The organism is Aeromicrobium sp. CF4.19 (assembly GCF_051262555.1).
In the GTDB taxonomy this organism is placed as follows: Bacteria; Actinomycetota; Actinomycetes; order Propionibacteriales; family Nocardioidaceae; genus Aeromicrobium.
The window spans coordinates 192,503-217,903 of sequence record NZ_JBIMEU010000005.1 but is presented as its reverse complement, the minus strand read 5'-3'; the positions used below and the strand labels follow the sequence as shown (position 1 = coordinate 217,903).

At 70.9% G+C, this 25,401-nt stretch carries 24 protein-coding genes; 8 read left to right on the top strand and 16 right to left on the bottom strand.

Annotation, left to right across the window (positions count from 1 at the left end):
- Position 1: 1 nt before the first annotated feature.
- On the top strand, positions 2-1,000 hold the full coding sequence (gene meaB, locus ACHAAC_RS12745; protein WP_435716639.1) for a methylmalonyl Co-A mutase-associated GTPase MeaB: 999 nt from the start codon (positions 2-4) through the stop codon (positions 998-1,000).
- A 217-nt stretch (positions 1,001-1,217) separates the two neighbouring features.
- On the opposite strand, the gene ACHAAC_RS12740 is transcribed toward meaB, so the two are convergent.
- From ACHAAC_RS12740 to ACHAAC_RS12705, 8 genes are all read right to left on the bottom strand, one after another.
- Positions 1,218-2,204: an electron transfer flavoprotein subunit alpha/FixB family protein gene (locus ACHAAC_RS12740; protein ID WP_435716638.1), complete on the bottom strand. Its 987-nt coding sequence runs from the start codon at positions 2,202-2,204 to the stop codon at positions 1,218-1,220.
- Positions 2,201-2,971, bottom strand: coding sequence for an electron transfer flavoprotein subunit beta/FixA family protein (locus tag ACHAAC_RS12735; RefSeq protein ID WP_435716636.1), 771 nt, complete (start codon positions 2,969-2,971; stop codon positions 2,201-2,203). Before ACHAAC_RS12735 ends, ACHAAC_RS12740 begins: the two co-directional genes overlap by 4 nt.
- Positions 2,968-5,478, bottom strand: a complete 2,511-nt coding sequence (locus ACHAAC_RS12730; RefSeq protein WP_435716635.1) for a GcvT family protein — start codon at positions 5,476-5,478, stop codon at positions 2,968-2,970. The genes ACHAAC_RS12735 and ACHAAC_RS12730 overlap by 4 nt, the downstream gene beginning before the upstream one ends.
- A gap of 164 nt (positions 5,479-5,642) precedes the next feature.
- Positions 5,643-6,431 carry an IclR family transcriptional regulator gene (locus tag ACHAAC_RS12725; RefSeq protein ID WP_435716634.1) on the bottom strand — a complete coding sequence of 263 codons (789 nt, stop codon included), beginning with the start codon at positions 6,429-6,431 and terminating at the stop codon, positions 5,643-5,645.
- A gap of 120 nt (positions 6,432-6,551) precedes the next feature.
- The gene (locus tag ACHAAC_RS12720) at positions 6,552-8,243 is read right to left on the bottom strand and encodes a formate--tetrahydrofolate ligase (protein ID WP_435716633.1); all 1,692 of its coding nucleotides are present in this window, start codon (positions 8,241-8,243) and stop codon (positions 6,552-6,554) included.
- A gap of 46 nt (positions 8,244-8,289) precedes the next feature.
- Positions 8,290-9,594, bottom strand: a complete 1,305-nt coding sequence (locus tag ACHAAC_RS12715) for a glycine cleavage T C-terminal barrel domain-containing protein (RefSeq protein ID WP_435716631.1) — start codon at positions 9,592-9,594, stop codon at positions 8,290-8,292.
- Between the two features lie 94 nt (positions 9,595-9,688).
- A complete protein-coding gene (locus tag ACHAAC_RS12710; protein ID WP_435716629.1) occupies positions 9,689-10,621 on the bottom strand; it encodes a methylenetetrahydrofolate reductase in 933 nt (310 codons plus the stop codon).
- Positions 10,622-10,818: 197 nt separating this feature from the next.
- Positions 10,819-11,595: a TetR/AcrR family transcriptional regulator gene (locus ACHAAC_RS12705; RefSeq protein ID WP_435716627.1), complete on the bottom strand. Its 777-nt coding sequence runs from the start codon at positions 11,593-11,595 to the stop codon at positions 10,819-10,821.
- 81 nt (positions 11,596-11,676) lie between these two features.
- Between ACHAAC_RS12705 and ACHAAC_RS12700 the strand changes: the two genes are divergently transcribed.
- Positions 11,677-12,651 carry an ATP-binding cassette domain-containing protein gene (locus ACHAAC_RS12700; protein ID WP_435716626.1) on the top strand — a complete coding sequence of 325 codons (975 nt, stop codon included), beginning with the start codon at positions 11,677-11,679 and terminating at the stop codon, positions 12,649-12,651.
- On the top strand, positions 12,648-13,454 hold the full coding sequence (locus ACHAAC_RS12695; RefSeq protein ID WP_435716625.1) for an ABC transporter permease: 807 nt from the start codon (positions 12,648-12,650) through the stop codon (positions 13,452-13,454). Before ACHAAC_RS12700 ends, ACHAAC_RS12695 begins: the two co-directional genes overlap by 4 nt.
- A gap of 69 nt (positions 13,455-13,523) precedes the next feature.
- Here the strand turns inward: ACHAAC_RS12695 and ACHAAC_RS12690 are convergent, their stop codons facing one another.
- Entirely contained in the window at positions 13,524-14,348 is an 825-nt protein-coding gene (locus ACHAAC_RS12690) for an aldo/keto reductase (RefSeq protein WP_435716623.1), read from the bottom strand.
- A 163-nt stretch (positions 14,349-14,511) separates the two neighbouring features.
- Positions 14,512-15,630: a citrate synthase 2 gene (locus tag ACHAAC_RS12685; protein WP_435716621.1), complete on the bottom strand. Its 1,119-nt coding sequence runs from the start codon at positions 15,628-15,630 to the stop codon at positions 14,512-14,514.
- Between the two features lie 58 nt (positions 15,631-15,688).
- Between ACHAAC_RS12685 and pdxH the strand changes: the two genes are divergently transcribed.
- Together pdxH and ACHAAC_RS12675 are read left to right on the top strand one after the other, a co-directional pair.
- Entirely contained in the window at positions 15,689-16,333 is a 645-nt protein-coding gene (pdxH, locus tag ACHAAC_RS12680) for a pyridoxamine 5'-phosphate oxidase (RefSeq protein WP_435716619.1), read from the top strand.
- Positions 16,330-16,746 carry a YchJ family protein gene (locus ACHAAC_RS12675; protein ID WP_435716618.1) on the top strand — a complete coding sequence of 139 codons (417 nt, stop codon included), beginning with the start codon at positions 16,330-16,332 and terminating at the stop codon, positions 16,744-16,746. Before pdxH ends, ACHAAC_RS12675 begins: the two co-directional genes overlap by 4 nt.
- On the opposite strand, the gene ACHAAC_RS12670 is transcribed toward ACHAAC_RS12675, so the two are convergent.
- From ACHAAC_RS12670 to ACHAAC_RS12660, 3 genes are all read right to left on the bottom strand, one after another.
- Positions 16,733-17,674, bottom strand: coding sequence for a hypothetical protein (locus ACHAAC_RS12670; protein ID WP_435716616.1), 942 nt, complete (start codon positions 17,672-17,674; stop codon positions 16,733-16,735). The two genes, ACHAAC_RS12675 and ACHAAC_RS12670, sit on opposite strands and share 14 nt — an antisense overlap.
- Positions 17,675-17,849: 175 nt before the next feature.
- Positions 17,850-18,545 carry a hypothetical protein gene (locus tag ACHAAC_RS12665; RefSeq protein ID WP_435716614.1) on the bottom strand — a complete coding sequence of 232 codons (696 nt, stop codon included), beginning with the start codon at positions 18,543-18,545 and terminating at the stop codon, positions 17,850-17,852.
- A 54-nt stretch (positions 18,546-18,599) separates the two neighbouring features.
- Positions 18,600-19,940, bottom strand: coding sequence for a cryptochrome/photolyase family protein (locus tag ACHAAC_RS12660; protein ID WP_435716612.1), 1,341 nt, complete (start codon positions 19,938-19,940; stop codon positions 18,600-18,602).
- A 55-nt stretch (positions 19,941-19,995) separates the two neighbouring features.
- Between ACHAAC_RS12660 and ACHAAC_RS12655 the strand changes: the two genes are divergently transcribed.
- On the top strand, positions 19,996-20,700 hold the full coding sequence (locus ACHAAC_RS12655) for a metal-dependent transcriptional regulator (RefSeq protein ID WP_435716611.1): 705 nt from the start codon (positions 19,996-19,998) through the stop codon (positions 20,698-20,700).
- A 37-nt stretch (positions 20,701-20,737) separates the two neighbouring features.
- On the opposite strand, the gene ACHAAC_RS12650 is transcribed toward ACHAAC_RS12655, so the two are convergent.
- The 3 genes from ACHAAC_RS12650 to ACHAAC_RS12640 are packed head-to-tail and all read right to left on the bottom strand — an operon-like array spanning position 20,738 to position 23,792.
- Positions 20,738-21,646 carry an NAD(P)H-binding protein gene (locus ACHAAC_RS12650; RefSeq protein ID WP_435716609.1) on the bottom strand — a complete coding sequence of 303 codons (909 nt, stop codon included), beginning with the start codon at positions 21,644-21,646 and terminating at the stop codon, positions 20,738-20,740.
- Positions 21,643-22,452, bottom strand: coding sequence for a DUF1295 domain-containing protein (locus ACHAAC_RS12645; RefSeq protein ID WP_435716608.1), 810 nt, complete (start codon positions 22,450-22,452; stop codon positions 21,643-21,645). Before ACHAAC_RS12645 ends, ACHAAC_RS12650 begins: the two co-directional genes overlap by 4 nt.
- Positions 22,449-23,792, bottom strand: coding sequence for a class I SAM-dependent methyltransferase (locus ACHAAC_RS12640; RefSeq protein WP_435716607.1), 1,344 nt, complete (start codon positions 23,790-23,792; stop codon positions 22,449-22,451). The genes ACHAAC_RS12645 and ACHAAC_RS12640 overlap by 4 nt, the downstream gene beginning before the upstream one ends.
- Positions 23,793-23,898: 106 nt before the next feature.
- Here ACHAAC_RS12640 and ACHAAC_RS12635 point away from each other — a divergent pair, with 106 nt between their 5' ends.
- Entirely contained in the window at positions 23,899-24,378 is a 480-nt protein-coding gene (locus ACHAAC_RS12635) for a PGPGW domain-containing protein (RefSeq protein WP_435716606.1), read from the top strand.
- A complete protein-coding gene (locus tag ACHAAC_RS12630; protein WP_435716604.1) occupies positions 24,379-25,389 on the top strand; it encodes a 1-aminocyclopropane-1-carboxylate deaminase/D-cysteine desulfhydrase in 1,011 nt (336 codons plus the stop codon). It begins immediately after the preceding gene.
- The last annotated feature ends 12 nt before the right edge of the window (positions 25,390-25,401 follow it).

Here is a 25,401-nt window from a genome sequence, read left to right as displayed (position 1 = left end):
CATGCCGGCCATCGACGTCCCCTCGCTGGCGGCCGACGTCCTCGCTGGACGTCGGGCTGCGTTCTCGCGCGCCATCACGTTGGTGGAGTCCAGCCGCAGCGACCACCGGGCCCAGGCACGCGAGCTGCTGGCCGAGCTCACGCCGCACGCCGGAGGGTCGGTCCGGGTCGGCATCTCCGGCGTGCCCGGCGTCGGGAAGTCCACGTTCATCGAGGCGCTCGGTGCCCACCTGGTCGAGCAGGGAAAGCGAGTGGGCGTCCTGGCGGTGGACCCCTCGAGCGTCCGCACGGGCGGCTCGGTGCTGGGTGACAAGACCCGCATGTCGACCCTGGCGGTGAGCCCGCAGGCCTACATCCGCCCCTCGCCGAGCGCGGGAACGCTCGGGGGCGTGGCGCGGGCGACCTCCCAGGCCATGACGGTCCTGGAGGCCGCCGGGCACGACGTGGTCCTCGTCGAGACCGTGGGGGTCGGCCAGTCCGAGATCACGGTGGCGGGGATGGTCGACACCTTCCTGTTCCTCACCATCGCCCGTACTGGGGACCAGCTGCAGGGCATCAAGAAGGGCATCCTGGAGATCGCCGACGTCCTGTGCGTCAACAAGGCCGACGGCGAACGTGCCCAGGAGGCCGAGGCCACCGCCAAGGAGCTGGCCGGGGCGCTGAGGCTCGTGCACGCCGGGACGCAGGGGTGGGTGCCGCCGGTCGTGACGGCCTCGGCGCTGGAGTCCGTGGGCATCGACCGGGTCTGGAACCGCGTCATCCGCCACCGCGAGTTCCTCGGGTCGCGGGGTCTGCAGGAGAAGCGCGCCACGCAGCAGCTGGAGTTCACCTGGGCCCTCGTGCGCGACGAGCTCGACCAGCGCCTGCGCACCGACGAGCGGGTCGCCCGGGTCCGTGCCGAGGTCCGGGAAGCGGTCCTGGCCGGGGAGATGCCCGCGGCCACGGCGGCGGACCTCATCCTCGCGGCCTACGACGGTCGCGAGGACCTTCCTGGCACGTGACGGCCATGTGAACTTCCGAAAGAACTAGCGTCGACTAGTACCAAAGGACTAGTTCTTGGGGTAATGTCAGGTTCAGCGCGAGACACCGCCTCGGCGGGGTCGGATCATCTCGGGGGGATCATCCGACGCGCGCCATGTCGGGGCCGGTCATCTCGGGGGGGATGACCGGCCCCGACACGCGCGCGCCCTGGGGCGGGCTCCCGGTACCCGTCCGCGCTCACCGGGGCTTGCGGAGCTCTTCGGTGATCGCCGGGACCACCTCGTGCATGTCGCCCACCACCGCGTAGGTCGCGCGCGTCATCATCGGTGCCTCCGGGTCGGTGTTGATCGCGATGATGGTTCTCGACGAGGCGCAGCCGGCCCAGTGCTGGATCGCCCCGCTGATGCCACAGGCGAGATAGACCTCGGGGGCGATCCGACTGCCGGTCTGGCCGACCTGCTCGTGGTGCGGCCGCCATCCCAGGCTGGTGACGACACGGGTCACGCCGACCGCTCCGCCCAGCTGCTCGGCCAGCTCGGTCACCGGCCCGAAGCCGTCCGGTCCGCCGGCGCCGCGGCCCGCCCCGACGACGACGCGGGCCGAGGTCAGTGCTCGGGAGTCGTCGGGCTCCGGCTCGCTGGTCCTCACCACGCGGGCGACCAGGTCGGCAGGAGCCAGCTCGGGCGTCGACGTCACCCAGGGTGCCGGGCCACGGTCGGCGTCCGCAGCCGGCTCGGCCTGCCAGGCGTGCCCGGCGACGGTGAGCACTGCCGGTCGGGCCGTCAGCTGCATCTCCTCCAGGGCGGCTCCGCCGGCCACCTGTCGACGCACGGTGAAGGGTGACCCCTCGGCGACAGAGACCACGTTGGCCGCCATGGGGACACCGAGTCGCGCGGCGACGTGAGCCAGCACCTCGTTTCCGCGTGCGGTGCCACCGGCCAGCACGGTCGTGGCGCCGGTCTCCTCCTGGACGGTCTGGAGGCCGGCTGCCCAGCTGGCGCCGCCGAAGGCGGAGAATGCGTCCCCTGCCGGGTTGCGGACCTCGCTCACCCCGTGGCGCCCGAGCGTCCCGGCCGTGGCGTCGTGGTCGGCGACGTCACCGATCACGACGGCGGTGATGCCGTCCCCGGAGTGGGGGAGTGCCCGCGCCAGGGCGAGCGTCTCCAAGGAGACCTCGTCCACGTCTCCCGTCAGGGGATCGATCTCGCAGAGCACCAGGATCATCGCAGGACCTCCAGGCGTCGCAGCGTCTCGACGACGGCCACGGCCGCCTCCGGGCCCTCGCCGAGCAGCTCGGTCGAGCTCGGCGGGGGAGCCGGCAGGTGCCACTGGACGCGGTCGCTGCCGTGGAACGTCGTGACCGGCTTCCGCACGTCCACCTCGATCTTGCGGGCCGTCATCCGGCCCTTCAGGCTCGGGTAGCGAGGTGCGGCCCCGCCCTCCAGGATCGACACCACTGCCGGCACGGGGACCTCGTACGTCTCCTCGCCACCGGGGCCGTTGACAGTGGCGACGACGACCCCCTCCTCGACCGTGAGGGCACCTGCGCCCGTGACGATGGGCCGGCGGGTCGCGTAGGCGAGGCGCACCGGGACCTGGAAGTCGCCGGTGTCGGCGGCGTCGTTCCCGGCCAGCACGAGGTGGTACGGGGCTCCGTCGGCCTCGGCGGCGGCCACGACGGCGGCGAGCTCGGCCGCGACGTCTGCTGGGCCCAGCGTCGCCGGGTCGGCCTCGACGAGGATCCCGGCATGGGCACCCAGGGCGAGCGCGCCGCGGACCTGCTCGACGGACTCCGACGCTCCCACCGTGACGATCGTGACCGTGCCGCCTGAGTCCTCGGCCACGCGGATGCCGAGCTCCACCGCGCACGCGTCGTGGTTGCTTATCGCGTGGCCGGCGTACCGCCCGTCCAGGCCCTGGGCGTCATCGGTGAGCAGCAGCTCGCCAGAGGCGTCGACGACGCGCTTGATCGCGACCAGCACCCGCGTCATGAGCGCACCCGGTCGTTGTCGGGGTCGAACGGCGCGGTCGTGTCGGTGCTGAGCACCGTCACGGGGTAGAGCTCCTCCATGTAGGAGACGGCCAGCTCCGCTCCGACAACCGCCTGCTCGATCGGCAGGTACGCCATCAGCAGGTGCCGGCCGAGACTGGGAGCGGACCCGGCGGTGGTCACGTAGGGATGGTGCCCGTCCGCATCGGTCAGGACGCTGCCGTCCCGGGCGAGGACCGGCTCGCCCCCGAGCATGTAGCGGCGCACCCCCGACGCCGACGTGTGGTCGTCCACGGCCAGCGTGCACATGAGCCGGGCCGGGGGCGTCTCGCGCTGTGCCACGTAGGCATCACGGCCCGTGAAGTCCGCCTCCTTGACCCGCGGGCGTTGCATCCCGGCCTCGACGACGGTCCGTTCCCCGTCGAGCTCGAAGCCGAAGGCCCGGTAGCCCTTCTCCAGGCGGCCCGTCGTCGCGTAGACCCCGATGCCGACCGGGACGGCGCCGTGCCGACCGCCGGCCTCGTGGAGCACCCGCCACAGCGCGGCACCCTGCTCCATCGGGACGTAGAGCTCCCAGCCCAGCTCCCCGACGTAGGAGATGCGCGAGGCCAGCACGTCCAGGCTGCCGACCTCGATCCTGCGAAACCGGCCGAAGCCGAAGCCGGTGGCGCTGATGTCGTCGTCGGTCAGCTCGCCCAGCACGTCGCGGGCCCGCGGGCCCCAGAGCCCGATCGTGGTGAGGGCGGTCGTCTGGTCGACGACGCCGGCGGCGAGCCCCCGGGCCTGGTCGACGAACCACTTCAGGTCGGCCATGCCGTGCGCCCCACCGGTCACCACCCGGAACCGGTCGTCGGCCAGTCGCATCACCGTCAGGTCCGAGCGGAACCGACCACTGGCGTCGAGCACCGGCGTGTAGATCACCCGGCCAGGAGCGACGTCGGCCTGGACGACGACCGTCCGCTGCACGGCCGCGAGCGCCTCGGGGCCGACGACGTCGAAGATCGTGAACGCCGAGAGGTCGATGATGCCGGCCCGCTCGCGCATCGCCAGGTGCTCGGCGTTGATGATCGGGCTCCACCATCGAGCGTCCCACTCGTTCTCACGGGGCATCACGGCGTCGCCGTACTCGGCGAGCAGCGACTCGTTGCAGCCGTACCACTGTGGACGCTCCCACCCCGCGGCCTCGAAGAACTGCGCACCCTGCTCCTGCTGCTGACGGTGCATCGGGGCCAGTCGCTTGTGGCGATCGGACTCCCACTGCTCTCCGGGGTGCACGATCCCGTAGGTCTTGATGAAGGCCTCCGACGTGCGCGCGCGCACGTGGGCGCGGGTCCGCTGGTGCGGGTGGAACCGGGCGATGTCGCTGTGGTGGATGTCGATCTCGGACCAGCCGTGGGTCATCTGCTCCGCGACCGCGCGGCCGACACCCGGCCCCTCCTTGATCCACACGGCGGCCGCCGACCACAGCCCGCGGACCTCGGGAGTCTCACCGAGGACGGGTGCACCGTCCGGTGTCAACGACAGCAGGCCGTTGATGGCGTAGCGGATCTCGGCTCCCTCCGCCCCGAGGGCGTCCGGCATCAGCTCCAGCGCCGACTCGAGCTGGGGGTCGAAGTCGTCGGCGGTGAAAGGCATCTCGGTCGGGCTGAGCTTGGCCTGGTCGATCGAGGGGATCTCCTCGGGCTCGTGCAGGATCGCGCGATGCGCGTAGGAGCCCACCTCCATGTCGGCCCCGTGCTGGCGCTCGTAGCAGAGCGTGTCCATGTCCCGGACGATCGGGAAGGAGATCTCCCCGTCGGTCTCGGCGAGCTGCGGGATCGGCCCCACGCTGATCATCTGGTGGACGGCGGGGGTGAGGGGGATCGTCGCGCCGGCCATGGCCGCGATACGAGGGCTCCAGACGCCGCACGCGACGACGACGGTGTCGCAGGCGATGTCACCACGATCGGTCCGCAGGCCGCGGATGGCGCCGCCCTCGACGAGCACCTCCAGGACCTCGACGTTCGGCGCGACGGTGAGCGCCCCGGACTCCACCGCCGCCTCTCTCATCAGGGTGCCCGCGCGCAGTGAGTCGACCACGCCGACCGACGGTGTCCAGAATCCACCGACCAGCTCGTCCGTCTCGATGAAGGGGACCCGCTCCTTCACCTGCTCGGGCGTCACCAGCTCGGACTCGATGCCCCAGGCGCGGGCGCTCGACATCCGCCGGCGCAGCTCCTCCATGCGCTCCTCGGTGCGTGCCACCTCGAAGCCGCCGGATCGGGTGAAGACCCCGAGCTCGGTGTACTGGCGGACCGAGTCCAGCGTCAGGTCGGTGATCTCCCGGGAGTGATCGACCGGGAAGATGAAGTTGGAGGCGTGTCCGGTGGAGCCTCCGGGGTTGGGCAGCGGCCCCTTGTCGATGAGGACGATGTCATGCCAGCCGAGCCGGGCGAGGTGGTGCACCAGGCTGTTCCCGACGATCCCTGCTCCGATCACGACGACCTGGGCTGACTCCGGCACTGCCATGGTGACCTCCGAGCATGCTGACATGTGTTGCGCGATACGCATCGGATCGCGCTATTCGAGACACGCACCACTCTCCGGTGCGGACCGTGTCGCTGTCAATGGCCCGTCGTGCGTGCTCTGGATCAGCGTGCGGTCAGGGGGCGCTGCCGGCTCTCGAGGACGGCTCAGGCCGTCATCTCGATCCAGCCGAGCGCCGCGGACACCTCGTCCGCGGCCCGGACGACTCGGCCGGCGGCCGTGTCGAGAGCCTCGGCGTCGAGGCGAAAGCTCGAGCCGGTGACGCTGAGCGAGGCCACGACCTCGCCGTGTGCGTCCAGGACGGGTGCCGCCAGCGCCGTCATGCCCTCCTCGAGCTCGTCCACGGCGACGGCGAAGCCCCGCTCCCGGACGTCGGCCAGCTCGCGGTGCAGCGTGCTGCGGTGGGTGATGGTGCGCTCGGTGTAGGCCGTGAGGCGGGGCAGCAGCCCGTCGACCTCGTCCGGCTCGAGCGCGGCGGCGAGCACCTTGCCGTTGCTCGTGGCGTGCAGCGGGATCCGCCGGCCGACCCAGTTGTGCGGCTGCAGGGCCGCCGCGCCGGCGATCTGGTCGAGGTACAGCGCCGAGGAGTCCACCAGGATCGCGATGTTCACCGTCTCGCCGGTGTCCGCCGCCAGCTGCTTGGCGATGGGGCGGGCCGCCTGGACGATGTCGATGCGCGCCGCGGTCGTGCCGGCCATCCGGATCAGTCCGACGCCCAGCCGGTACTTGCCTCGCTCGTCGCTCTGCTCCACCACGCCCCGGTGCTCAAGGGTCCCGAGCAGCCGGAAGGCGGTGCTCTTGTGCACGCCCAGCTCGCCCGCCACGTCGGTCACGCCGGCCTCGCCGTCCCGGGCGAGGATCTCCAGTATCGTGATCGCGCGGTCCACGGACTGCACGAGGGCGGTGTCGCGGTCCTGCTCCACTGTGTTGGTCACCGGAACACCGTAGCAAACTGTTGCGCATTGCAGTTCGGAATGCGCATTGCGCAACATCTCGGTAGGTCGGGCGAGGTCGCCCGGTGTTGCCGGGTCAGGATGCACCCCTGGTGCGCGGGCTCAGGACAGGCCGCTGATCCGTCCGTCGTCATCGATCGACATCGTGGTGCTCGCCGGCGTCCTCGGGAGCCCGGGCATCGTCATCACGTCACCGGTGAGCAGCACCACGAAGCCGGCGCCGGCCCTGAGTCGGACCTCCCGCACGTCCACGACATGGTGCTCCGGCGCCCCGAGTGCCGACGGATCGGTCGAGAAGGAGTACGGGGTCTTGGCGAAGCACACCGGGAGGTGGCCGTACCCGTCCGCGATCACCTGGTCGAGCTGGCGCCGAGCGGCGGCGGTCCAGGTCACCCGATCGGCGCGGTAGACCCGCAGGGCGACGGCCTCGGCCTTCGTGACGATGTCCGCATCCTGTGGATAGCAGAACCTGATGTCGGCCTCGTCCTTGTCGAGCAGGTTCTGCACCGCCTGTGCGAGCTCGGCGGCACCGGCACCACCATCGACCGCATGGGTGGCCTCGACCGCCTCGGCGTCCTCGGCGTGGACGATCTCGCGGACCAGGGCGATCTCGGCATCGGTGTCGTGGGGGAAGCGATTGATCGCGACCACCGCCGGCACGCCGAAGACGTCGCGCAGGTTCCGCAGGTGGCGCTGCAGGTTCACTGCTCCGGCCCGCACCGCCTCGAGGTCCTCGGTGTGGACCTCGGCCACAGGGACGCCGCCGTGGTACTTCAGTGCCCTGACGGTCGCCACGACGACGGCCGCGCCCGGCTCCAGGCCGGCCAGGCGGCACTTGAGGTCGATGAACTTCTCGGCCCCGAGGTCTGCGCCGAAGCCGGCCTCGGTGACGACCACGTCGGCCGTCGCCAGAGCGGTGCGGGTCGCCAGGACCGAGCTGCACCCGTGCGCGATGTTGGCGAAGGGTCCGCCGTGGACGAACACGGGGGAGTGCTCGAGCGTCTGCACCAGGTTGGGTTGCAGGGCGTTGGCGAGCAGGATCGTCATGGCCTCCTGTGCCTGCAGGTCGGCGGCCGTCACCGGGGTCTTGTCGTGGGTGTGTGCCACGACGATCCGGCCGATCCGCTCCTTGAGGTCGGCCAACGAGGTCGCCAGGCAGAAGATCGCCATCAGCTCGCTCGCCACGACGATGTCCCAGCCCTCCTCCCGAGGAACGCCGTTGGACGGTCCGCCGAGTCCGATGACGATGTCGCGCAGCGCACGGTCGTTCATGTCGACCACGCGCTTCCAGGTGACCCTGCGTGGATCGATGCCGAGCGCGTTCCCGTGGTGCACGTGGTTGTCGACGAGCGCCGCCAGCAGGTTGTTGGCGGCGGCGATGGCCGCGAAGTCACCGGTGAAGTGCAGGTTGATGTCGACCATCGGGATCACCTGCGACCGACCACCGCCCGCGGCACCACCCTTCATCCCGAACACCGGGCCCATGCTGGGCTCGCGCAGCGCGGCGGCGGCGCGGATCCCGAGATGGCGCAGACCGTCGGTGAGGCCCACCACGGTCGTGGTCTTCCCCTCGCCGGCCGGTGTGGGGGAGATGCCGGTGACGAGCACCAGGCGGCCGCGGGGGGCGTCGTCGAGCGTGGCCAGCCAGCGGCGGTCCACCTTGGCGATGTGGTGGCCGTAGGGGATCAGGGCCTCCTCGGGGAGACCCAGGGCCTCCCCGGCGACACGGGCGATCGGCCATGGCGTCACCTGGTCGGCCAGCTCCATGTCGGAGAGGGTGGTGCCGTCGGTCATCGTGACGCCCCTTCGTCGGTCCTCGTCGGCCCAGTCGTCGGCAGGGTCATGAGGCGGCGTCGAGACCGCGGGCCCGGAGCAGCTCGCGCTGGTTGGGGTTGACCGAGGGGCGGAACGGCATGTCGACGACCTCGGCCCGCACAGGGAGGCCCGGCACGTCGGCGTACTCATCGGGAAGCCTGACCCACAGCTCGGACCCGACGGTGCTGTCGGCGATCGGCACGTGGCCCATGGCGATGTTGCCCTCGAGCTCGGGGGAGTACCACGGGGAGGTGACGTAGCCGATCGGATCGCCCTCCGCGGTCTCGGAGACGAGCCAGAAGTCCGGTGCGTAGTCGTCGATCGGCTTGCCGCCCAGGCGCATGCCCACCAGCGTGTGGGTGTAGGGCGGGTTGCCGGACTCCAGCGCCGCGCGAGCCTGCTCGAGTGCCGCCTTGCCGACGTAGTCGGCCTCCTTGGTGCGGGGGACCTGGTAGCCGAGGTTGACCTGGAAGGGCAGCGTCTCCTGGTCCATGTCCTGGCCCCAGGAGAGGATGCCGGCTGCGATCCTTCGGTGGTGCGCGGGGGCGATGACGGCGAGCTGGTGGGGCTTTCCGGCCTCGAGAACGGCCGACCACAGCGTCTCCGCGTGCAGCGAGGCGTCACGCAGGTAGATCTCATAGCCCTTCTCACCGGAGAAGCCGGTCTGCGAGACGATCACGTCGCACCCGTCGACGGTGCCGGCGTAGAGCCCGTAGGAGGGAAGCTCGGCGATCTCCGGGCCGAACAGGTCCGTCATCAGGTCGATGGACTTGGGGCCCTGGATCTGCACCGGGGCGACGTCGATCTCGTTGATGTCGACGTCGAAGCGCCGGCCGATGTTGATGCCCTGCAGCCAGAACATCAGGTCGGAGTCGGAGAGGCTGAACCAGTACTCGTCCTCGGCGACCCGCAGCAGCACGGGGTCGTTCAGGATCCCGCCGGCCTCGTTGCACAAGATCACGTAGCGGGCACGCATCGGCGGGATCTTGGTGGCGTCCCGGGTGATCACGAAGTCGACGAACGCAGCGGCCTCGGGCCCCTTGACCTGGATCTGGCGCTCCACCGCCACGTTCCACATCGTGACGTGGTTGACGAGCGAGTCGTACTCCACCATGGCGCCACCGTCCTCGGGCCGGACGTAGCCGCGGGGGTGGTACATGCGGTTGTAGACCGAGGCCTTCCAGCAGCCGGCCTCGACCGAGAGGTGCCAGTACGGCGACTTGCGGACGCGGGTGTCGATGAGCATCTCCACCGGCGTCCTGCCGGACTGACGAAGATTGATGGGGACCAGTCGATCCGACTGGTCGACCGACGTGTTGTTGTGGCTCATGGGCTTGCTCCTCGGGTCGAGCGAATGCTTGGGTGTGGCCGGCCGGTGGCCGCCGCGAAGGTGGGTCGTCGCCGACCTGAGGCCGGCAGGGGGCTCAGAGGTCGTCCACACCTCCTTCTGCCAGCCGGTCCTGCAGGCGCTTGCGCCAGGACTCGGTCTCCGCGACCTGGTTGAAGGTGAAGAGGTGCAGGCCGGCGATCCGCGACTCGTCGCGGGCCAGGGCGGGAGCGAGCCGGTCGAGGAAGGTGTCGGTCGAGAAGCCGTCGGGCCGGAGCAGCCGGGCGACCGAGCGGTGGTGCTTGATCAGGAACCTCGCCGAGTCGCCGACGCCGATCCGGGTCGCGACGCCGAGCAGCTGGGCGGTCCCCACGGGGCCGGGAAGACCCAGCCACAGAGGCAGGGTCACGCCGCGACGGCGCACCTGCGCCAACCAGTCCTCGACGAGGTGCGGGTCGAAGGTCATGTTGCTGACCATCTCGGTCGCATGCCGGTGCTTGTCCCACATCGACTGGACGGTCAGGTCGTCGGAGATCGTGGGGTGCGACTCGGGGTAGGCGGTGATGCCGACCGAGGTGAACGGCCGGCCGAGGTCGTCGAGGGCGCGCAGCAGGCTCACCGCGTCGGGGTAGCTGCCGGCCTGTGCTGCGTCGCCGCTGGGCACGAAGATCCCCTCGACCCCGACGGCGCGAAGGCGGGCCACGATCTCCGCGAGCTCGGCCGCGTCGGTGACCATCCGCGCCGCGACGTGTGGCACCACCTCGAATCCCAGGCCGGCGAGCTGCTCGGAGAGCCTCACGGTCGCCTCGAGGCCACGCGTCGGGGAGGCCGTCACGGTCACGGTGCGCCCCGTGGGCAGGTGCTGCGCGACCAGGTCGGCCACCCCGGCCGTGGGCAGCACCTCGAACCGCGGCTGGTCGAGCAGTGCGGCGAGCGCAGCGGCGGCCACTCGGCCTTCCGGCGTCTGGCGTCGTGCTCCGCGCCGACGGCTCGGTCGGGGGCTCTGCAAGTACTGCTGCATGTTGCGCATGATGCAACCTGTTTCTTAATACGCACTGGATGTCCGCCACGGTACGACGCGAGGGGCCGCGACGATAGGGGGTGAGCCCAGAAATTTTGGGCGCGGTTCATCGAGGTCGACGGCCCGGGCTCAGCTGACCCGATCGACGTGGTGGTCGCGTTCGCGACGGCGTCAGTCCGCCGGACCCGTCCGATGCCTGCGGTGCGTCAGGATCGCTCGAGGTGGCGCTCGGCGCCGTCGAGCAGGAGTGCCAGTCCGTGGCGCATCTCGTCCTCGGTGTCGATGGAGGAGTCGAAGGCGCCCGACTCCCAGAGCCGCGTCATGGTGGGGAAGCGGTCCTGGTGGTAGTACGTCCCCCAGAAGCTCGCGCGAGAGTCCCAGTAGTCGTCGGCGCTCTGGCCCGTGGTGGCGCTGAGCCGCGTGTCGACGATGGCCGAGCGGGCCGCGCCGAAGACGTGGGACTCGACCAGGCCGGTCACCCTGGCGACGTGTCCGGGGGCAAGGCCGGACAACGTCACGGCGCGGTACAGGTCCTCCTGCGCATCCAGGACGTGCGGCCCCATCGGCATCCGCCACAGGTTGGACCACACCAGCCACGGGTTCGACTGGTACATCGTCCAGGCTTCGCTCGCGTGTGCGACCACCTGCTCGCGCCAGGGCAGGCCGGTGTCGGGGAACGCCCGGCCGGACCAGGCGCGGTCGATCATCAGCTCGAACAGCTCGTCGCGACCGGGGACATAGGTGTACAGGCTCATCGCGCCGACGCCGAGCTCGGCCGCCACCTTGCGCATGGACAACCCGTCGTAGCCCTCTCGTCCCGCGATCTCCATCGCGGTCCGCACGATCTCGCCGAGGCTGAGCCGCTGGCGCGGCCCGCGGGACGCCGGCTCCGGCGGGTTCCACAGCAGCTCGATCATGCGCCGTCCCTCCGGCGTGCCCCACTCGGAAGGATCGGTCAACGGCGGGGGGAGATCGTCGCTCATGGGCCTCTTCCGCTCGGTCTTGTCACACCGTACACCGTATGGTGTACTCACTCGGTACATCGTACGGAAAGGATGGATCGGATGATCCACACACGAGATCTCGCGCGGAGCTTCACCTCCGGCAAGGAGACGGTCGAGGCGGTGAAGGGCATCGACCTCGACGTCTCCGAGGGAGAGCTGGTGGCGTTCCTCGGCCCCAACGGCGCCGGGAAGTCGACGACGCTGCGCATGCTCACCAGCCTGCTGCCACCAAGCTCGGGGACGGCGCGGGTGGCGGGCGTCGACGTCACGGCCGACCCCGCCGGCGTGCGCCGGCGCATCGGCTACATCGGACAGAAGGACGGGGCCGGGCACAGCTACCGGGTCTGGGACGAGCTCATCATGCAGGGCCGGTTCTACGGCCTGGGCAAGGCCGAGGCGGCACGCCGCGGCAAGGAGCTGATGGGCACGCTCGACCTCGAGGGCATGGAGCTGCGCAAGGTGCAGACGCTCTCGGGTGGCCAGAAACGGCGCCTGGACATCGCCCTGGGACTCATCCACGAGCCCGCGCTGCTGTTCCTCGACGAACCCTCCACCGGCATGGACCCGCAGAACCGGGCCAACCTTTGGGATCACATCACCCGCCTGCGGCGCGAGCTCGGCACGACGATCGTGCTCACGACGCACTACCTCGAGGAGGCCGACTCCATGGCGGAGCGCGTGGTGGTCATCGACCACGGTCGCATCATCGCCGACGACACGGCGCAGGCCCTGAAGACGAAGCAGGCCGGTGACCGGATATCGCTGGTCGTCTCCTCCGCGGACGCGGCGTCGGTCCGGCCGATCGTCGCGGGTTTCGGCGCCGAGCTCACCGAGCAGGGCGTGCCCGACGGGGTGCGGCTCGGTCTCCGGGTGGAGGTGGCCACGCGGGCGCTGCCGCGGGTGCTGAGTGCCCTCGGCGAGAGCGACGTCGAGGTGCTGGAGGCGTCCGCGCACCAGCCCACGCTGGACGACGTCTTCCTCAACCTCACCGGGCGCAGCCTGCGCGAGGCCGTCGAGACGGGAGCAGAAGCATGAGCACCGACACCGTCGTGCACCGCGAGGTCCCGCTGGTGCGCCGCTCGCTCGCGGGCGACATCGCAGCGGTCTGGACCCGCGAGACCCTGACGATCGTGCGGGACCCGTTCTCGCTGATCTTCTCCTTGATCCAGCCCCTGGTCTTCCTCGGGCTCTTCGGGCCGCTGCTGGCGGGCCTGGCCGGCGGCGACGTCGGGATGGGCGCGACGCTGCAGTTCTTCCTGCCCGGGGTCGTGGTCATGATCACGATGTTCGGCACCTCGATGACCGGTGCGAACCTGCAGTTCGAGATCATGACCGGCGCGTTCGAGCGGATCCTGGCGACTCCCCTCGCGCGGCCTGCCCTCATGATCGGACGAGCGCTCAAGGAGCTGACGCCGCTGGTGGTGCAGGCGGCCATCATCACCCTCGTGGCGTGGCCGTTCGGCTTCGAGCTGTACCCGCTGCACATCGCGGTCGGGTTGCTGATCCTCGGCGTCTTCGGCGTCGGGGTCGGTGCGCTGTCCTACGCCCTGGCCATCGCGGCCCGCAAGACCGAGTGGATCTTCTGGGCGGTGCAGCAGTCGTTGTTGTTCCCGCTGCTGATCCTCTCGGGCATGATGCTGCCGCTGGAGACGGGCCCGGGGTGGATGCAGGTGGCCTCGAAGTTCAATCCGCTCACCTACATCGTCGATGCCGAGCGTGCACTCTTCGCCGGTCGCTTCGCGGAGACCGACGTCCTGCTCGGGGCCGTGGCCGCCGTCGTCACGGCTGGCGTGGGCCTGTGGGTGGGGGTGCGGTCCATCACCAGGACGGTGCTCTGAGGACCACAGCACGAGCGTGCCCCTGTCCCGACCGGGACAGGGGCACGCTCACGTCGAGGGCGTGCGTCGTCAGCTGACCTCGGACGGGTCCGGGCCGACCCGCTCGTCGCGGTTGATGGCGCTGATGGCCTGCAGCTCGTCCTCGCTGAGCGTGAGGCCCGTGGACGCGAAGTTGGACTCGATGCGCTCGGGCGTGACCGACTTGGGGAAGACGATGTTGCCCAGGGCGAGGTGCCACGCGAGGACGACCTGGCCCGGCTCCGCACCGTGCGCGGCGGCGACGTCGGTGACCGCCTTCTCCTGCAGCACCGCGCCCTGGGCGAGGGGGCTCCAGGCCTCCGTGGCGATGCCGTGCTCGGCGTGGAAGGCGCGCAGCGTGTCCTGGGTGAGTGCCGGGTGCAGCTCGATCTGGTTGACCGACGGGACGGTCAGGCCCTCGTCGAAGAGGCGCTGCAGGTCCTGCATTCGGAAGTTCGAGACGCCGATGGAGCGCACGCGCCCGTCGGCCTTGATCTGCTCGAACGCCTTCCAGGTGTCGACGAAGGTGTCGTTCGCAGGCGTCGGCCAGTGGATCAGGTACAGGTCGAGCACGTCCAGCCCGAGCTTCTCCATGCTGGCGTCGAAGGCGCGCAGCGTCGAGTCGTAGCCCTGGTGGCTGTTCCAGAGCTTGGTCGTGACGAAGAGGTCGTCGCGGGCCACGTCGGAGGCCGCGAGCGCTGCCCCGACGCCCTTCTCGTTGCCGTAGATGCGCGCGGTGTCGATGTGCCGGTAGCCGACCTCGAGCGCCTTCTCGACGGTCGCCTGTGTCTCGTCGGGCTCGACCTGGAACACGCCGAAGCCGAGCTGCGGGATGGAGACGCCGTCGTTGAGCTCGATGAAGGGAACGGTGGTCATGAAGGGATCTCCTCGTGGTGGGGGGACGGCCGGGGTGGGGCCGTCCTCTCCAGCATGGCAAGCGAGGCGAGGTCCGCAAGCGCAGCGGGGCACGTCATACGGCCCGGGACCCACGAGGCGTCCGCGGCCGTCGACTTCCGGCGCTCGTGCGCAGCGGCTGGGCTCAGGCGTCGCCCCAGGCGTCGTCCCAGCCGTCCACCTCGTCGGCGTCCCGCGACGCGGGGCCGACGTAGATCGACGAGGGCCGGATCAGGCGTCCGGTCTTGTACTGCTCCAGGATGTGCGCGCTCCAGCCCGCGGTGCGGGCGGAGGTGAACATCGCCGTGAACATGTTCGGGGGGACCTCGGCGAAGTCCAGGACGATGGCGGCCCAGAACTCGACGTTGGTCTCCAGGACCCGGTCGGGGCGACGCTCGCGGAGCTCCTTGAGCGCGGCCTGCTCCAGCGCCTCGGCCACCTCGGCGCGAGGGGCGGCGAGCTCCTTGGCAGTGCGGCGCAACGTCCGTGCGCGGGGGTCCTCGGCCCGGTAGACGCGGTGACCGAAGCCCATGAGCCGCTCGCCGGAGTCCAGGAGCTGCTTGACGTAGCCCTCGGCGTCGCCGGACTTCTCGACCTGCTCGATCATGTGCAGCACCCGCGAGGGCGCGCCACCGTGCAGGGGACCGGACATGGCGCCGACGGCTCCCGAGAGCGCCGCGGCCACGTCGGCTCCGGTGGAGGCGATGACGCGCGCCGTGAAGGTGGAGGCGTTCATGCCGTGCTCGGCGGCCGAGACCAGGTAGGCGTCGATGGCCTTGGCGTGGTCGGGGTTCACCTCGCCACGCCAGCGGGTCAGCATCCGCTCGACGATCGAGTCCTTCTCGTCGATGACGGCCTGGGGGACCATCGGCTGGCCCACGCCGCGAGCCGCCTGCGCCACGTAGGACAGGATCATGACGGCGGTCCGGGACAGGTCCTCGCGGACCTCCTCGGCGGTGGGGATGTCGTAGAGCTGCCGCAGGCCCCACGCGGGGGCCGTGAGGGCGATCGCGCTCTGCACGTCGGCACGGATGTCGCCGGAGTGGACGGGGATGGGGAACGGCTCGGCCGGCGGCAGGCCGGGCTCGTAGTGACCGTCGACCAGCAGGCCCCAGATCTTCCCGAACGGGACACGCCCGACGAGGTCGTCGATGTCCACCCCGCGGTAGCGCAGGGCGGACCCTTCCTTGTCGGGCTCGGCGATCTCGCTCTCGAACGCGACGACCCCTTCGAGTCCGTGGTGAACCTTCACGTCATCAGCCATGTCCCGCATTGTGCCCTGTCGGCGCTGCGCCTCCTGCGCCGCCTCGTAGGCTGGCGACATGGGCACACCGGACCTGGCGGCGATGCGGACGGAGTACGCCCGCAGCGGGCTGGACGAGGCTGACGCCGGGACCGACCCGATGGCGCTCTTTCGCCGCTGGCTGGACGACGCCATCGTGGCCGACGTGCACGAGCCGAACGCGATGGCGCTGGCCACGGCCACCCCCGACGGACTGCCGTCGGTGCGGATCGTCCTGCTCAAGCAGCTCGACGACGCGGGTGTGGTCTTCTACACCGGGTACACCTCCCGCAAGGGTGCGGAGATCGAGGCCAACCCGCACGCCGCCGCGGTCATGCTGTGGCACCCGCTGCAGCGGCAGGTGCGCGTCGAGGGTCCCGTCGCGCGGATCCCCTCCCGGGAGTCCGACGCGTACTTCACCAGCCGACCGCCGGGGAGCCGCCTCGGCGCGGTCGCCTCGCCACAGTCGCAGGTGATCGCCGACCGCGACGAGCTGGAGCAACGGTTCGAGCGAGTCGAGGCCTCGGTCGGGGACGGCCCGGTCCAGCGGCCCGAGACGTGGGGCGGCTACCGCATCGAGCCGACGTCCGTGGAGTTCTGGCAGGGGCGGGCCGACCGCCTGCACGACCGCCTGCGGTTTCGCCGCGCCGGTGACCAGTGGCGACGCGAGCGCCTGGCCCCATGAGTGACTGCCCCTGCGGGAACAGCCTCCCGTTCCAGGAGTGCTGCCGCCCGCTGCACCGTCAGGAGCGGCTCGCCACGACGGCCGAGGAGCTGATGCGGTCGCGCTACAGCGCCTATGCAGTCCGCGACGACGACCACGTCTTCCGGACGTGGCACCCGCGCACGCGCCCCGAGGACGTCTCTACGTCGCAGGCGCTGCGCTGGCAGGGCCTGGAGGTGCTCGCCACCGATGCCGGGCGGGAGTCCGACGACCGCGGGACGGTCGAGTTCAGGGCCCGGTACGCGACCGACTCCCAGCGCGGGGTGATGCACGAGCTCAGCCGTTTCGAACGTCGAGCCGGCCGCTGGTTCTACGTGGACGGTGACGAGGTCGGCCGATCGACGCCGTCGCCTGGAGCGCCTACGGCCCGGTGACCGTGCCCACGAAGGACTCGACGAGCGCGGTGACCGGCTCGACTGCCGGCGCCTCGACGTCCTCCCCGGGAAGAACGTCGACCCGCACGATGACGTCGTCGTCGGTCGGCACGGTCATCTGGACGGCGAACTCATCGGCGTACACGAAGGCCTCGAGCCCGGCGAGGGTCGTGGGCTCCTCCCGGAGCTCTTGGAGGAAGCCCGTGATCTGCAGGTCCTCCAGGGTCATCGTGGAGGCGTCCAGCCGCACCGTCGACCCGTCCTCGCTCACGTACTGGCACGTCAGGACGCTCGTGGGGGTGTCGGCGGCACCACGAGCGGTGACGACCGGATCGACGATCGCCGTGACCTCCTCGCCCGCGGGATCCGGGCAGCCCTCGGCCATCTCGACGTCCACGTGCGAGACCTCGTCGGGCAGGCTGGAGCCCATCGTCTCCATGAGGGCGACCAGCTCGTCGTCGGACAGCTCGTCCTCCTTGACGGCGTCGTAGGAGAGGAAGAGCTGCTCGCTGCCGAAGCGCGCCATGATCCGCTGGGACACGCTCGCTCCGAAGTCCGAGACCTGGATCAGCGCCTCGTCGCCGAGGCCGTCGACCTCCTCGTACTCGCCCTCGTTGGTGTCGACGAGCAGGTCCGACAGCGGGGCGTCGTCGTCGACGTTCTTGTAGCCGAAGGAGAAGTCCTCGTAGGTGTCGGAGACACAGCCGACGAAGGACTCCTCCAGGGACATCAATGCCGTGTACGGCTCCGGCGGGTCCTCGGTGTTCTCCTGTGGCGGGAAATCCTCGACCGGCAGCAACGTGCACGGGTCGAGCCCCTCTGGCGCCGAGGACTCTCCAGGCGGTTCTGGAGTCGTGTCCGACTCGCCACCACAGGCGGTGGCGACGACCAACGTCAGCGTGGCGAGCGTGATGGCGGTGCGGCGCATGGATCCCCCGAGTGGAGCGTGGTCGACAACCTGCGGGCACTGGCCCACGGTCGGCGCTCGCCGTCTCGAGGATGACACAGCCCGGTCATGATGTCTCCCGCCTCGGGCGCGGGGACGTCGTCGCGTCGAGTGAGGATCGAGCGGCGAAAGGGACGCCCGGCCGGGCCGGGGACGCTCAGCTCTCGGGGACCTCGATCCAGACCTGCTCGGCGCGGCCGAGCAGCTCCCCGGTCTCGGTGTAGAGCGCCGTGGCGGTGTGGAACTTGCGACCGTCGCGCCGAGCGAGGTGGCCGGTGGAGCGCAGTCGCTCCCCGATCGTGGGCCGGCGCAGCACCTGCGCGGTCATGCGCCCGAGCAGCATCAGCTGCTGGCTGAAGTCAGCGGCCCAACCACCGGGGCAGTCCAGCGCGGCCCACGTCACGGGGACGTCGAGGGCGCCGTCGCCCGCGTCGAAGGCGGCATGCGGCTGCCACGGCCCGGCGGTGCGGGTCTCGTCGACGGGGCCGGTGAACAGGCGCAGGCCGTCGCCGTCGCTGCGTGCCGTGCCGCACGTGAAGCAGCGGTCGAAGGGGTGGGCGGCGAAGCCCGCGTAGGAGGCCAGACCCGCCGTGGTCTCCTCGGCAGTCGGGCAGGGTGGCGGGGTCCCGGCGAAGGAGCCGACGTTCGCCTCGCCGACCACGGCTCCGCCCGGGGTGAGGAGCCGGAGGTCGTCCTCGTCGCGCTCCCACGTCAGGGGTGAGTCCAGGGGTGGTGGTTGCCTCAGCGTCGCGGTGACGACGTCGGCCCCGTGCTCGTCGGCCAGGACACCACACACGTACCCGCCGTTGCCCGACGTCGCTGGGCCGTTGAACTGTGCGCCGATCGTCACCATGGCCTCACGCTACCTTCGGTGCGCCGTGCTCCTCACCGAGGGAAAGGTCTCTCGTCAGCGGAGGGCCTCGTAGCGGCGGAGAGACTCGCGGCGCTCCTCGGCGTGGTCGACGATCGGGGCGGGATAGTCCTCGGGGGGATCATCGAGCGTCCAGGGCTCGTGCACGGCCTTTCCCTCGACGTCACGCAGCTCGGGGATCCAGCGGCGGACGTAGGTGCCGTCGGGGTCGAACTTCTTGCCCTGCGTCGTGGGGTTGAAGATCCGGAAGTACGGCGCGGCGTCGGTGCCGCACCCGGCCACCCACTGCCAGCCGTGCTGGTTGGAGCACGGGTCGCCGTCCACGAGCAGGTCCATGAAGTGGCTGGCGCCCACGGTCCACTCCAGGTGCAGGTCCTTCACCAGGAAGCTCGCGACGATCATCCGGACCCGGTTGTGCATCCAGCCCGTGGCGGCGAGCTGCCGCATGCCGGCGTCAACGACGGGGAAGCCGGTGCGTCCCTGCTGCCACGCCTGGAGGTCGCCGCCGGGGTGGTCGTACTCCATCTGCTCGAAGCGCTTGTCGTAGTAGCCCTCGAGGGTGTCCGGCCGGTGGTGCACGACGTCGGCGTAGAACTCCCGGAACGCCAGCTCGCGCGCGTACGCGGCGGCCCCCTCGGAACGACGCTCGGCCAGGTCGGCCAGGAGGGTGCGCGGGTGCACGTGGCCCCACTTCAGGTGCACGGACATCTTCGACGTGAGGTCCTGCCCCGGCAGGTCGCGCACGGCGTCGTACTCATCGACGTGGTCCAGCCACGACCGCCACTGCCGGCGCGCGGCCTCCTCACCGACCGGGGGGAGCTCCAGGCCCTCGGGCGGGTCGACGTCCGGCAGCTCCGCGGTCTCGACGTCGGCCCGGATCCACGGGACGTCGCGCACCCCGGGGGCCGGGGCGCGCCACCCGTGCTCCTTCCACGCCCGGAAGAAGGGAGTGAAGACCCGGTAGGGGTCGCCGTCAGGCTTGGTCACGCGGCCCGGCGCCACCGCGTAGGCGGACCCGGTGCGGACGAGCTCGACGTCGTCCTCGGCCAGGGCCTTCTCGATGCGGACGTCGCGGTCGGCCTCGTAGGGCGTGTAGTCCGCTGCGACGTGCACCGACGTCGCCCCCACGGCTCGCGCCACCTGTGGCACGACCTCCCACGGTCGGCCGTGCACGATCGTGAGCCCGATGCGCTCGTCGAGGTGGGCCAGCGCGCGCATCAGGTAGGCCAGCCGCGTCCGACCGCCCGGGCCCCAGTAGTGGTCGTCGAGCACGAACAGCCCGACGACGCCGTCCGGACCCGCCTCGATCGCCGCTCTCAGGGCCGGATTGTCCTGCAGGCGGAAGTCGTTGCGAAAGCACATCACGGAGGTGGCCATGCCCTCCATCCTCAGCGGCACGCGCCGCTCTCGCACGTCATGGAACAATGGCGGCGTGAGCGATCTCATCGACACCACCGAGATGTACCTGAGGACCGTCTACGAGCTGGAGGAGGAGGGCATCGTGCCCCTGCGGGCGCGCATCGCCGAGCGCCTGCACCAGAGCGGCCCGACGGTCAGCCAGACGGTGGCCAGGATGGAACGGGACGGTCTGCTCACGGTCGAGGGCGACCGACACCTCGAGCTGTCCGACAAGGGCCGCCAGCTCGCCACGCGCGTCATGCGCAAGCACCGGCTGGCCGAGCGGCTGCTCACGGACATCATCGGTCTGGAGATCGAGTACGTCCACGAGGAGGCGTGCCGCTGGGAGCACGTCATGTCCGAGCAGGTGGAGCGACGACTGGTCGCCCTGCTGGAGCACCCCACCGAGTCGCCCTACGGCAACCCGATCCCCGGTCTCGCCGAGCTCGGTGACCCGGAGTCCGCCACCGGTGATGACCCGATCGCCTTCTTGGCCGGCCTGGAGTCCCTCACTGCGGCTGCACGCGGTGCGGCCGAGCCGCGCCGCCGCATCGTGCGCAGGATCGCGGAGGAGCTGCAGAAGGACACCGAGGTCATGTCCGTCCTGCGCCGGGTGGGTGCCCTGCCCGGCAACGACGTGCTGATCTCCAGCGGCCACGACGGCGTGGTCGTGGCGCGCCAGGGTGAGACGGCCGAGATCGACGCAGACGCGGCGAACCACATCTTCGTCTCGGAGTGAGTGGTCGCGTCCGGCGCGACGCCCGCGTGACGTGTCGTCAGTCGTGGGCGAGGCGCAACGCATCCTCGACGCCGGTCAGTCCGCCGGGCGGATCGCCGACGTGCTCGGCGATGTCGTGCTCGGTGCACACCATGTCCACCGAGAGGCTGTGCGCGAGCGCGGAGTTCAACGAGCTGGGGCCCGGAGCGATCTCGCCGACGACGAAGCTGAGCGTGTGCGGGAGCGGCACCGGGACCGTGACCGTCGTCGGAGCCCTTCGACCCCCCGCTCTGGCGTGCTCGGCGATCAGGTCGCGGTAGCGCAGGACGTCCGGTCCGCCGACGTCGAACGTGCGATTGACGTCGGCCGGAAGGTCGGCCACCCCGACGAGGTAGTGCAGCAGGTCCGGCAGCGCGATCGGCTGCATCGAGCGGTTCAGCCACGACGGCCCGACGATCACCGGGAGCCAGCGGACGGCCAGCTCCATCAGCTCGAACGAGGCCGATCCTCGCCCGACCACCATCCCGGCCTGCAGCACGGCGGCGGGGACGGGGCCGTCCAGGAAGACCTGGCCGACCTCTCGCCGGGAGGCGAGGTGCTCGGTCGGCTCGTCCTCGGTGGGCAGGAGACCACCGAGGTAGACGATGCGCGCGACGCCCGCGTCGGCGCAGGCCCGGGCGAAGGCCGTGGCGAGGCGCAGGTCGACGGCCGCGTAGTCGTCGCCGTCGGACATGGCGTGGACGAGGTAGTAGGCGACGTCGACGCCCTGCAGCGCGTCCGCCAGACCGGGGCCTCCGCCGACGTCACCCGTCACCACCTCCACGCCCGAGACCCACGGGGCGTCCGGCAGCCGGGCCGGGTCGCGCACGAGGACGCGGACGCTGCGCCCCTCCTCGACGAGCCGTTCGGCGAGCCGGGCTCCGACGAACCCCGTGACACCGGTGACCAGGTGTCGTCGCGCCGTCACGAGCGCGACTTCGGGGGGAGCGGGAAGAACCCGCTGGTGCGCCGGACGTAGTCCTCGTAGCCGGGCTTGGTCTCGCGCATCCCCTTCTCGTTGAGCGACGCGCCGGTGACCTTGGTGAGGAAGAACGTCATCGCGATGGGGCTGATGACGGTCAGCAGACCCGGCAGGGAGGCGGCCGCGACGAGCCAGATGCCCGTCCACACGCAGGCGTCACCGAAGTAGTTGGGGTGGCGGGTGAAGCGCCAGAGCCCCTGGTCCATGACCTCGCCCTTGTTGTCCGGATTCTTCTTGAACTGCTTGAGCTGCCAGTCGCCGACGGCCTCGAAGAAGAAGCCGACGGCCCAGACCGCCGCGCCGAGCCACGCGAGCCAGCCGATCAGGCCCGCGTTGTTCATGCCGACCATGAGGGGCGTGGCCACCAGGAACATCGCCAGGCCCTGGGGGAGGAAGACCCGGGTCAGCGCGACCCGGATGAAGGAGCGGCCGTCGGCATCGGCGAGCTGCTGGTAGCGGGGATCCTCGTCCTTGCCGCTGTTGCGGGTGTGCAGGTGGAAGGCGAGACGGACTCCCCAGATGCCCACCAGCACGATCAGCAGCAGGGCCGGCCCCGGCATGCCCTCGCCGCGGTCGGAGACGAGCACGGACACGATGCCGACGAGCACGAAGCCCAGGCCCCAGGCCGTGTCGACGACCGTGAGCTTCTGCTGACGCACCGAGATGGCGAGGCACGCTGCCAGGTAGAGGACGATGGTGGCGAACCCGATGGCCAGTGTGACGAGACTCTGGGAGACGTCGTTCTCGATCATGAGAGCCACCCCAGGGGGGAGGCCGGCATGCCGCTGATGCCGGCACTGCTCGGCTTGACGGCCAGGATCTGGTCGACGCCCATCCGATTCTCCTCAAAGGCCAGCGACCCTCCGGCGAGGTACAGGCGCCAGACGCGCGCCATCTCCTCGCCCACGAGGGCAACAGCGGTGGCCCAGTTCTCCTCGAGCTTCTCGGCCCATCCGGCGACCGTCTGCGGGTAGTGCTCGCGCATGGCCTGCACATCGCGGATCTCCAGGCCGGCACGGTTGATGAGCCCGAGGGTCTTGGCGAGCGGCTTCATGTGCATGTCAGGGGCGATGTAGGTCTCGATGAACGGGCCGCCGCCGGGGGAGTCGCCTGGCGCGTCGTTGCTGCGGGACATCTGCTGGATGAGCACGCGGCCACCGGGCCGCAGGTAGCGCTGGATGGACTCGGTGAAGATGACGTACTCGGCGTCGCCGACGTGCTCGCCCATCTCGATCGAGGCGACCGCGTCGACGCCACCGTCGCGCACCGCTGCACCTTCTCCGGCCCCGGGCCCGGCACCCCCGCCGGGCTCGGCGAGGTCGCGGAAGTGCCGCAGGCTGACGTCGACCCGGTCGGACAACCCACGCTCCGCGGCGCGCTTCATGACGTAGTCGCGCTGCTCGTGCGAGAGCGTCACACCCGTGACGTGCACGCCGTAGTGCTCGGCGGCGTGCAGGGTGAGCGACCCCCACCCGGAACCGATGTCGAGCATCCGCATTCCGGGCTGCAGGTCGAGCTTGCGGCACACGAGGTCGAGCTTGGCCACCTGCGCCTCGTGCAGCGACTGCGCGGGAGCGGTGTGGAAGCCGCTGGAGTAGGCCATCGTCTCATCGAGGATGAGCTCGTAGAAGTCGTTGGAGAGGTCGTAGTGGTGGCTGATGGCCTCGCGGTCGCGCTCGCGGCTGTGCAGCTCACCGCTCAGGTGGGACTCGGCCGCGGGTGCGGCCGGGCGACGGCCGATGGCGCCCAGCCGGACGGCCAGCGACACCCCCTTGGCGAGGGTGCGGGGGCGAAGGGTCGGACGACCGGCGCGGTCGTCGCGCTCACGGGCCTCGCGTACGGCGGACCACATCGTGCGCAGCCCTTCGGCGAGGTCACCCTCGACGTCGAGGTCGCCCTGGACGTAGGCCCGCGCGATGCCCAGCTCGCCGGGCTTGTACAGGACGTGGCGCACGGCTCGCCTGGACCGCAGGACCAGCACGGGCGCTCCGGATGGCCCGGCCTCGCTGCCGTCCCACACCCGCAGCCGGACGGGCAGAGGCATGCCGAGGGTCTCCTCGGCCAGGGACAGGAGGGCGGCTGCCTTGTTCATGGGGTCATCCTTTCGCCGGGCACGCCGATGCGCCACACGAGATCGGCTGGAAGTGGTTCGGCGCCGACACCTGACTGGCTGGGTGGGATTTGGCATGCTGTGTGCCATGAGTCTCTGGGCCCGTCTGAAGGCGTGGTTCACCCGAACAGGGAGCGAGTCCCTGGGCTGGGTGCTGGTCGTCGTCGGGATCCTCCTCATGCCGCTGCCCGGCCCGGGCACGCTGATCGTCGTGTCCGGCGTCGCGCTGCTCTCACGGCACTACTCCTGGGCCCGCCGGATCCTCGACCCGCTCAAGGCCTGGGCCATGGAGGCCGCCGAGGCCGGGGTCCAGACCATCCCGCGGATCACGCTGAGCTTCCTGGGCGGCCTGTGGATCTTCGCGGTCGGCGTCATCTGGTGGATCGGTCCCACCATCCCGGAGTTCGAGCTGCTGGGCGTCGCGTTCGGGCCCGATCTGCCCGCCCAGGGCTGGGTCACGGCCCTGGGCCTGATCGCCTCGGCCATCGTGGCGTGGGCCCTGATCGTCTACAGCATGTACCGCTGGCGCTGGAACGACACCGCGTCGGCCGAGGCCACGGTCTCCTAGATGAGTGTCGGCCCGGGCCCGATGAGCTCCAGCCGCATGGCGCAGCGATTCCCCGACGCCGACCTGCCGTCGGTGAGGCTCGGCAGCACCCCGACGCCCGTGCGTCGGCTCGAGCACATGGATCTGCCCGTCGAGACCTGGCTGAAGGACGAGTCCGTCTTCGGTGACGGCGCCTGGGGCGGAAACAAGGTGCGCAAGCTGGAGTGGATCATCGCCGAGGCGCATCGACGGCGCCGGACCACGCTCTTCACGGTGGGTGGGATCGGGACGCACTGGGGGCTGGCGGCAGCGCTCTACGGCCGCGACCACGGGCTCCGCACGGTCTTGGGACTGGTGCACCAACCCGTCGACGACCACGTCCGGGACCAGACCCGGCGACTCGACGCATCCGGTGCCGTCATCCATCGCTTCGCCAGCGTGAACCGGTTGCGGCTGGCCGCCCCCGTGCTGCTGGGGCGGTACAGCTCGAGGGGACGGCTGCCGTACTACCTGCCGGCGGGTGGTTCGTCCCCGGTCGGCTCCCTCGCCTACGTCGAGACCGCGCTGGAGATCGCCGAGCAGGTGGCCGCAGGCGACCTCCCCGAGCCGGCCACGATCGTCACCGCGGTCGGGTCCGGCGGCACCGCGGCCGGTCTCACGCTCGGCCTTCGCCTGGCCGGGCTGCGGACCCGTGTCCTCGGCGTCGTCGTCAACGACTCCTTCCGCCTCGACGCCGGCACGGTGGCCCGCCTCGCGAGCGAGACGGCAGGGTTGCTGCGCTCGCGAGGGGCGGCCGTCCCCGAGCGGATCGACCCTGAGGACCTCGCCACGACGCACGAGTGGCTCGGGCGCACGTACGGGGACCCGACGTCCGAGGCGGAGGTCGAGCGGGCTTCCGCGGCCACACGGGAGGGGCTGGAGCTCGAGCCCGTCTACACGGCGAAGGCCCTCGCGGCGGTGCGCGGCCTGGGCGAGCGGGGCGACCTGGCCGGGCCGGTGCTGTTCCTGCAGACCCACGGACCGCGCGACTGACGCGCATCGCCA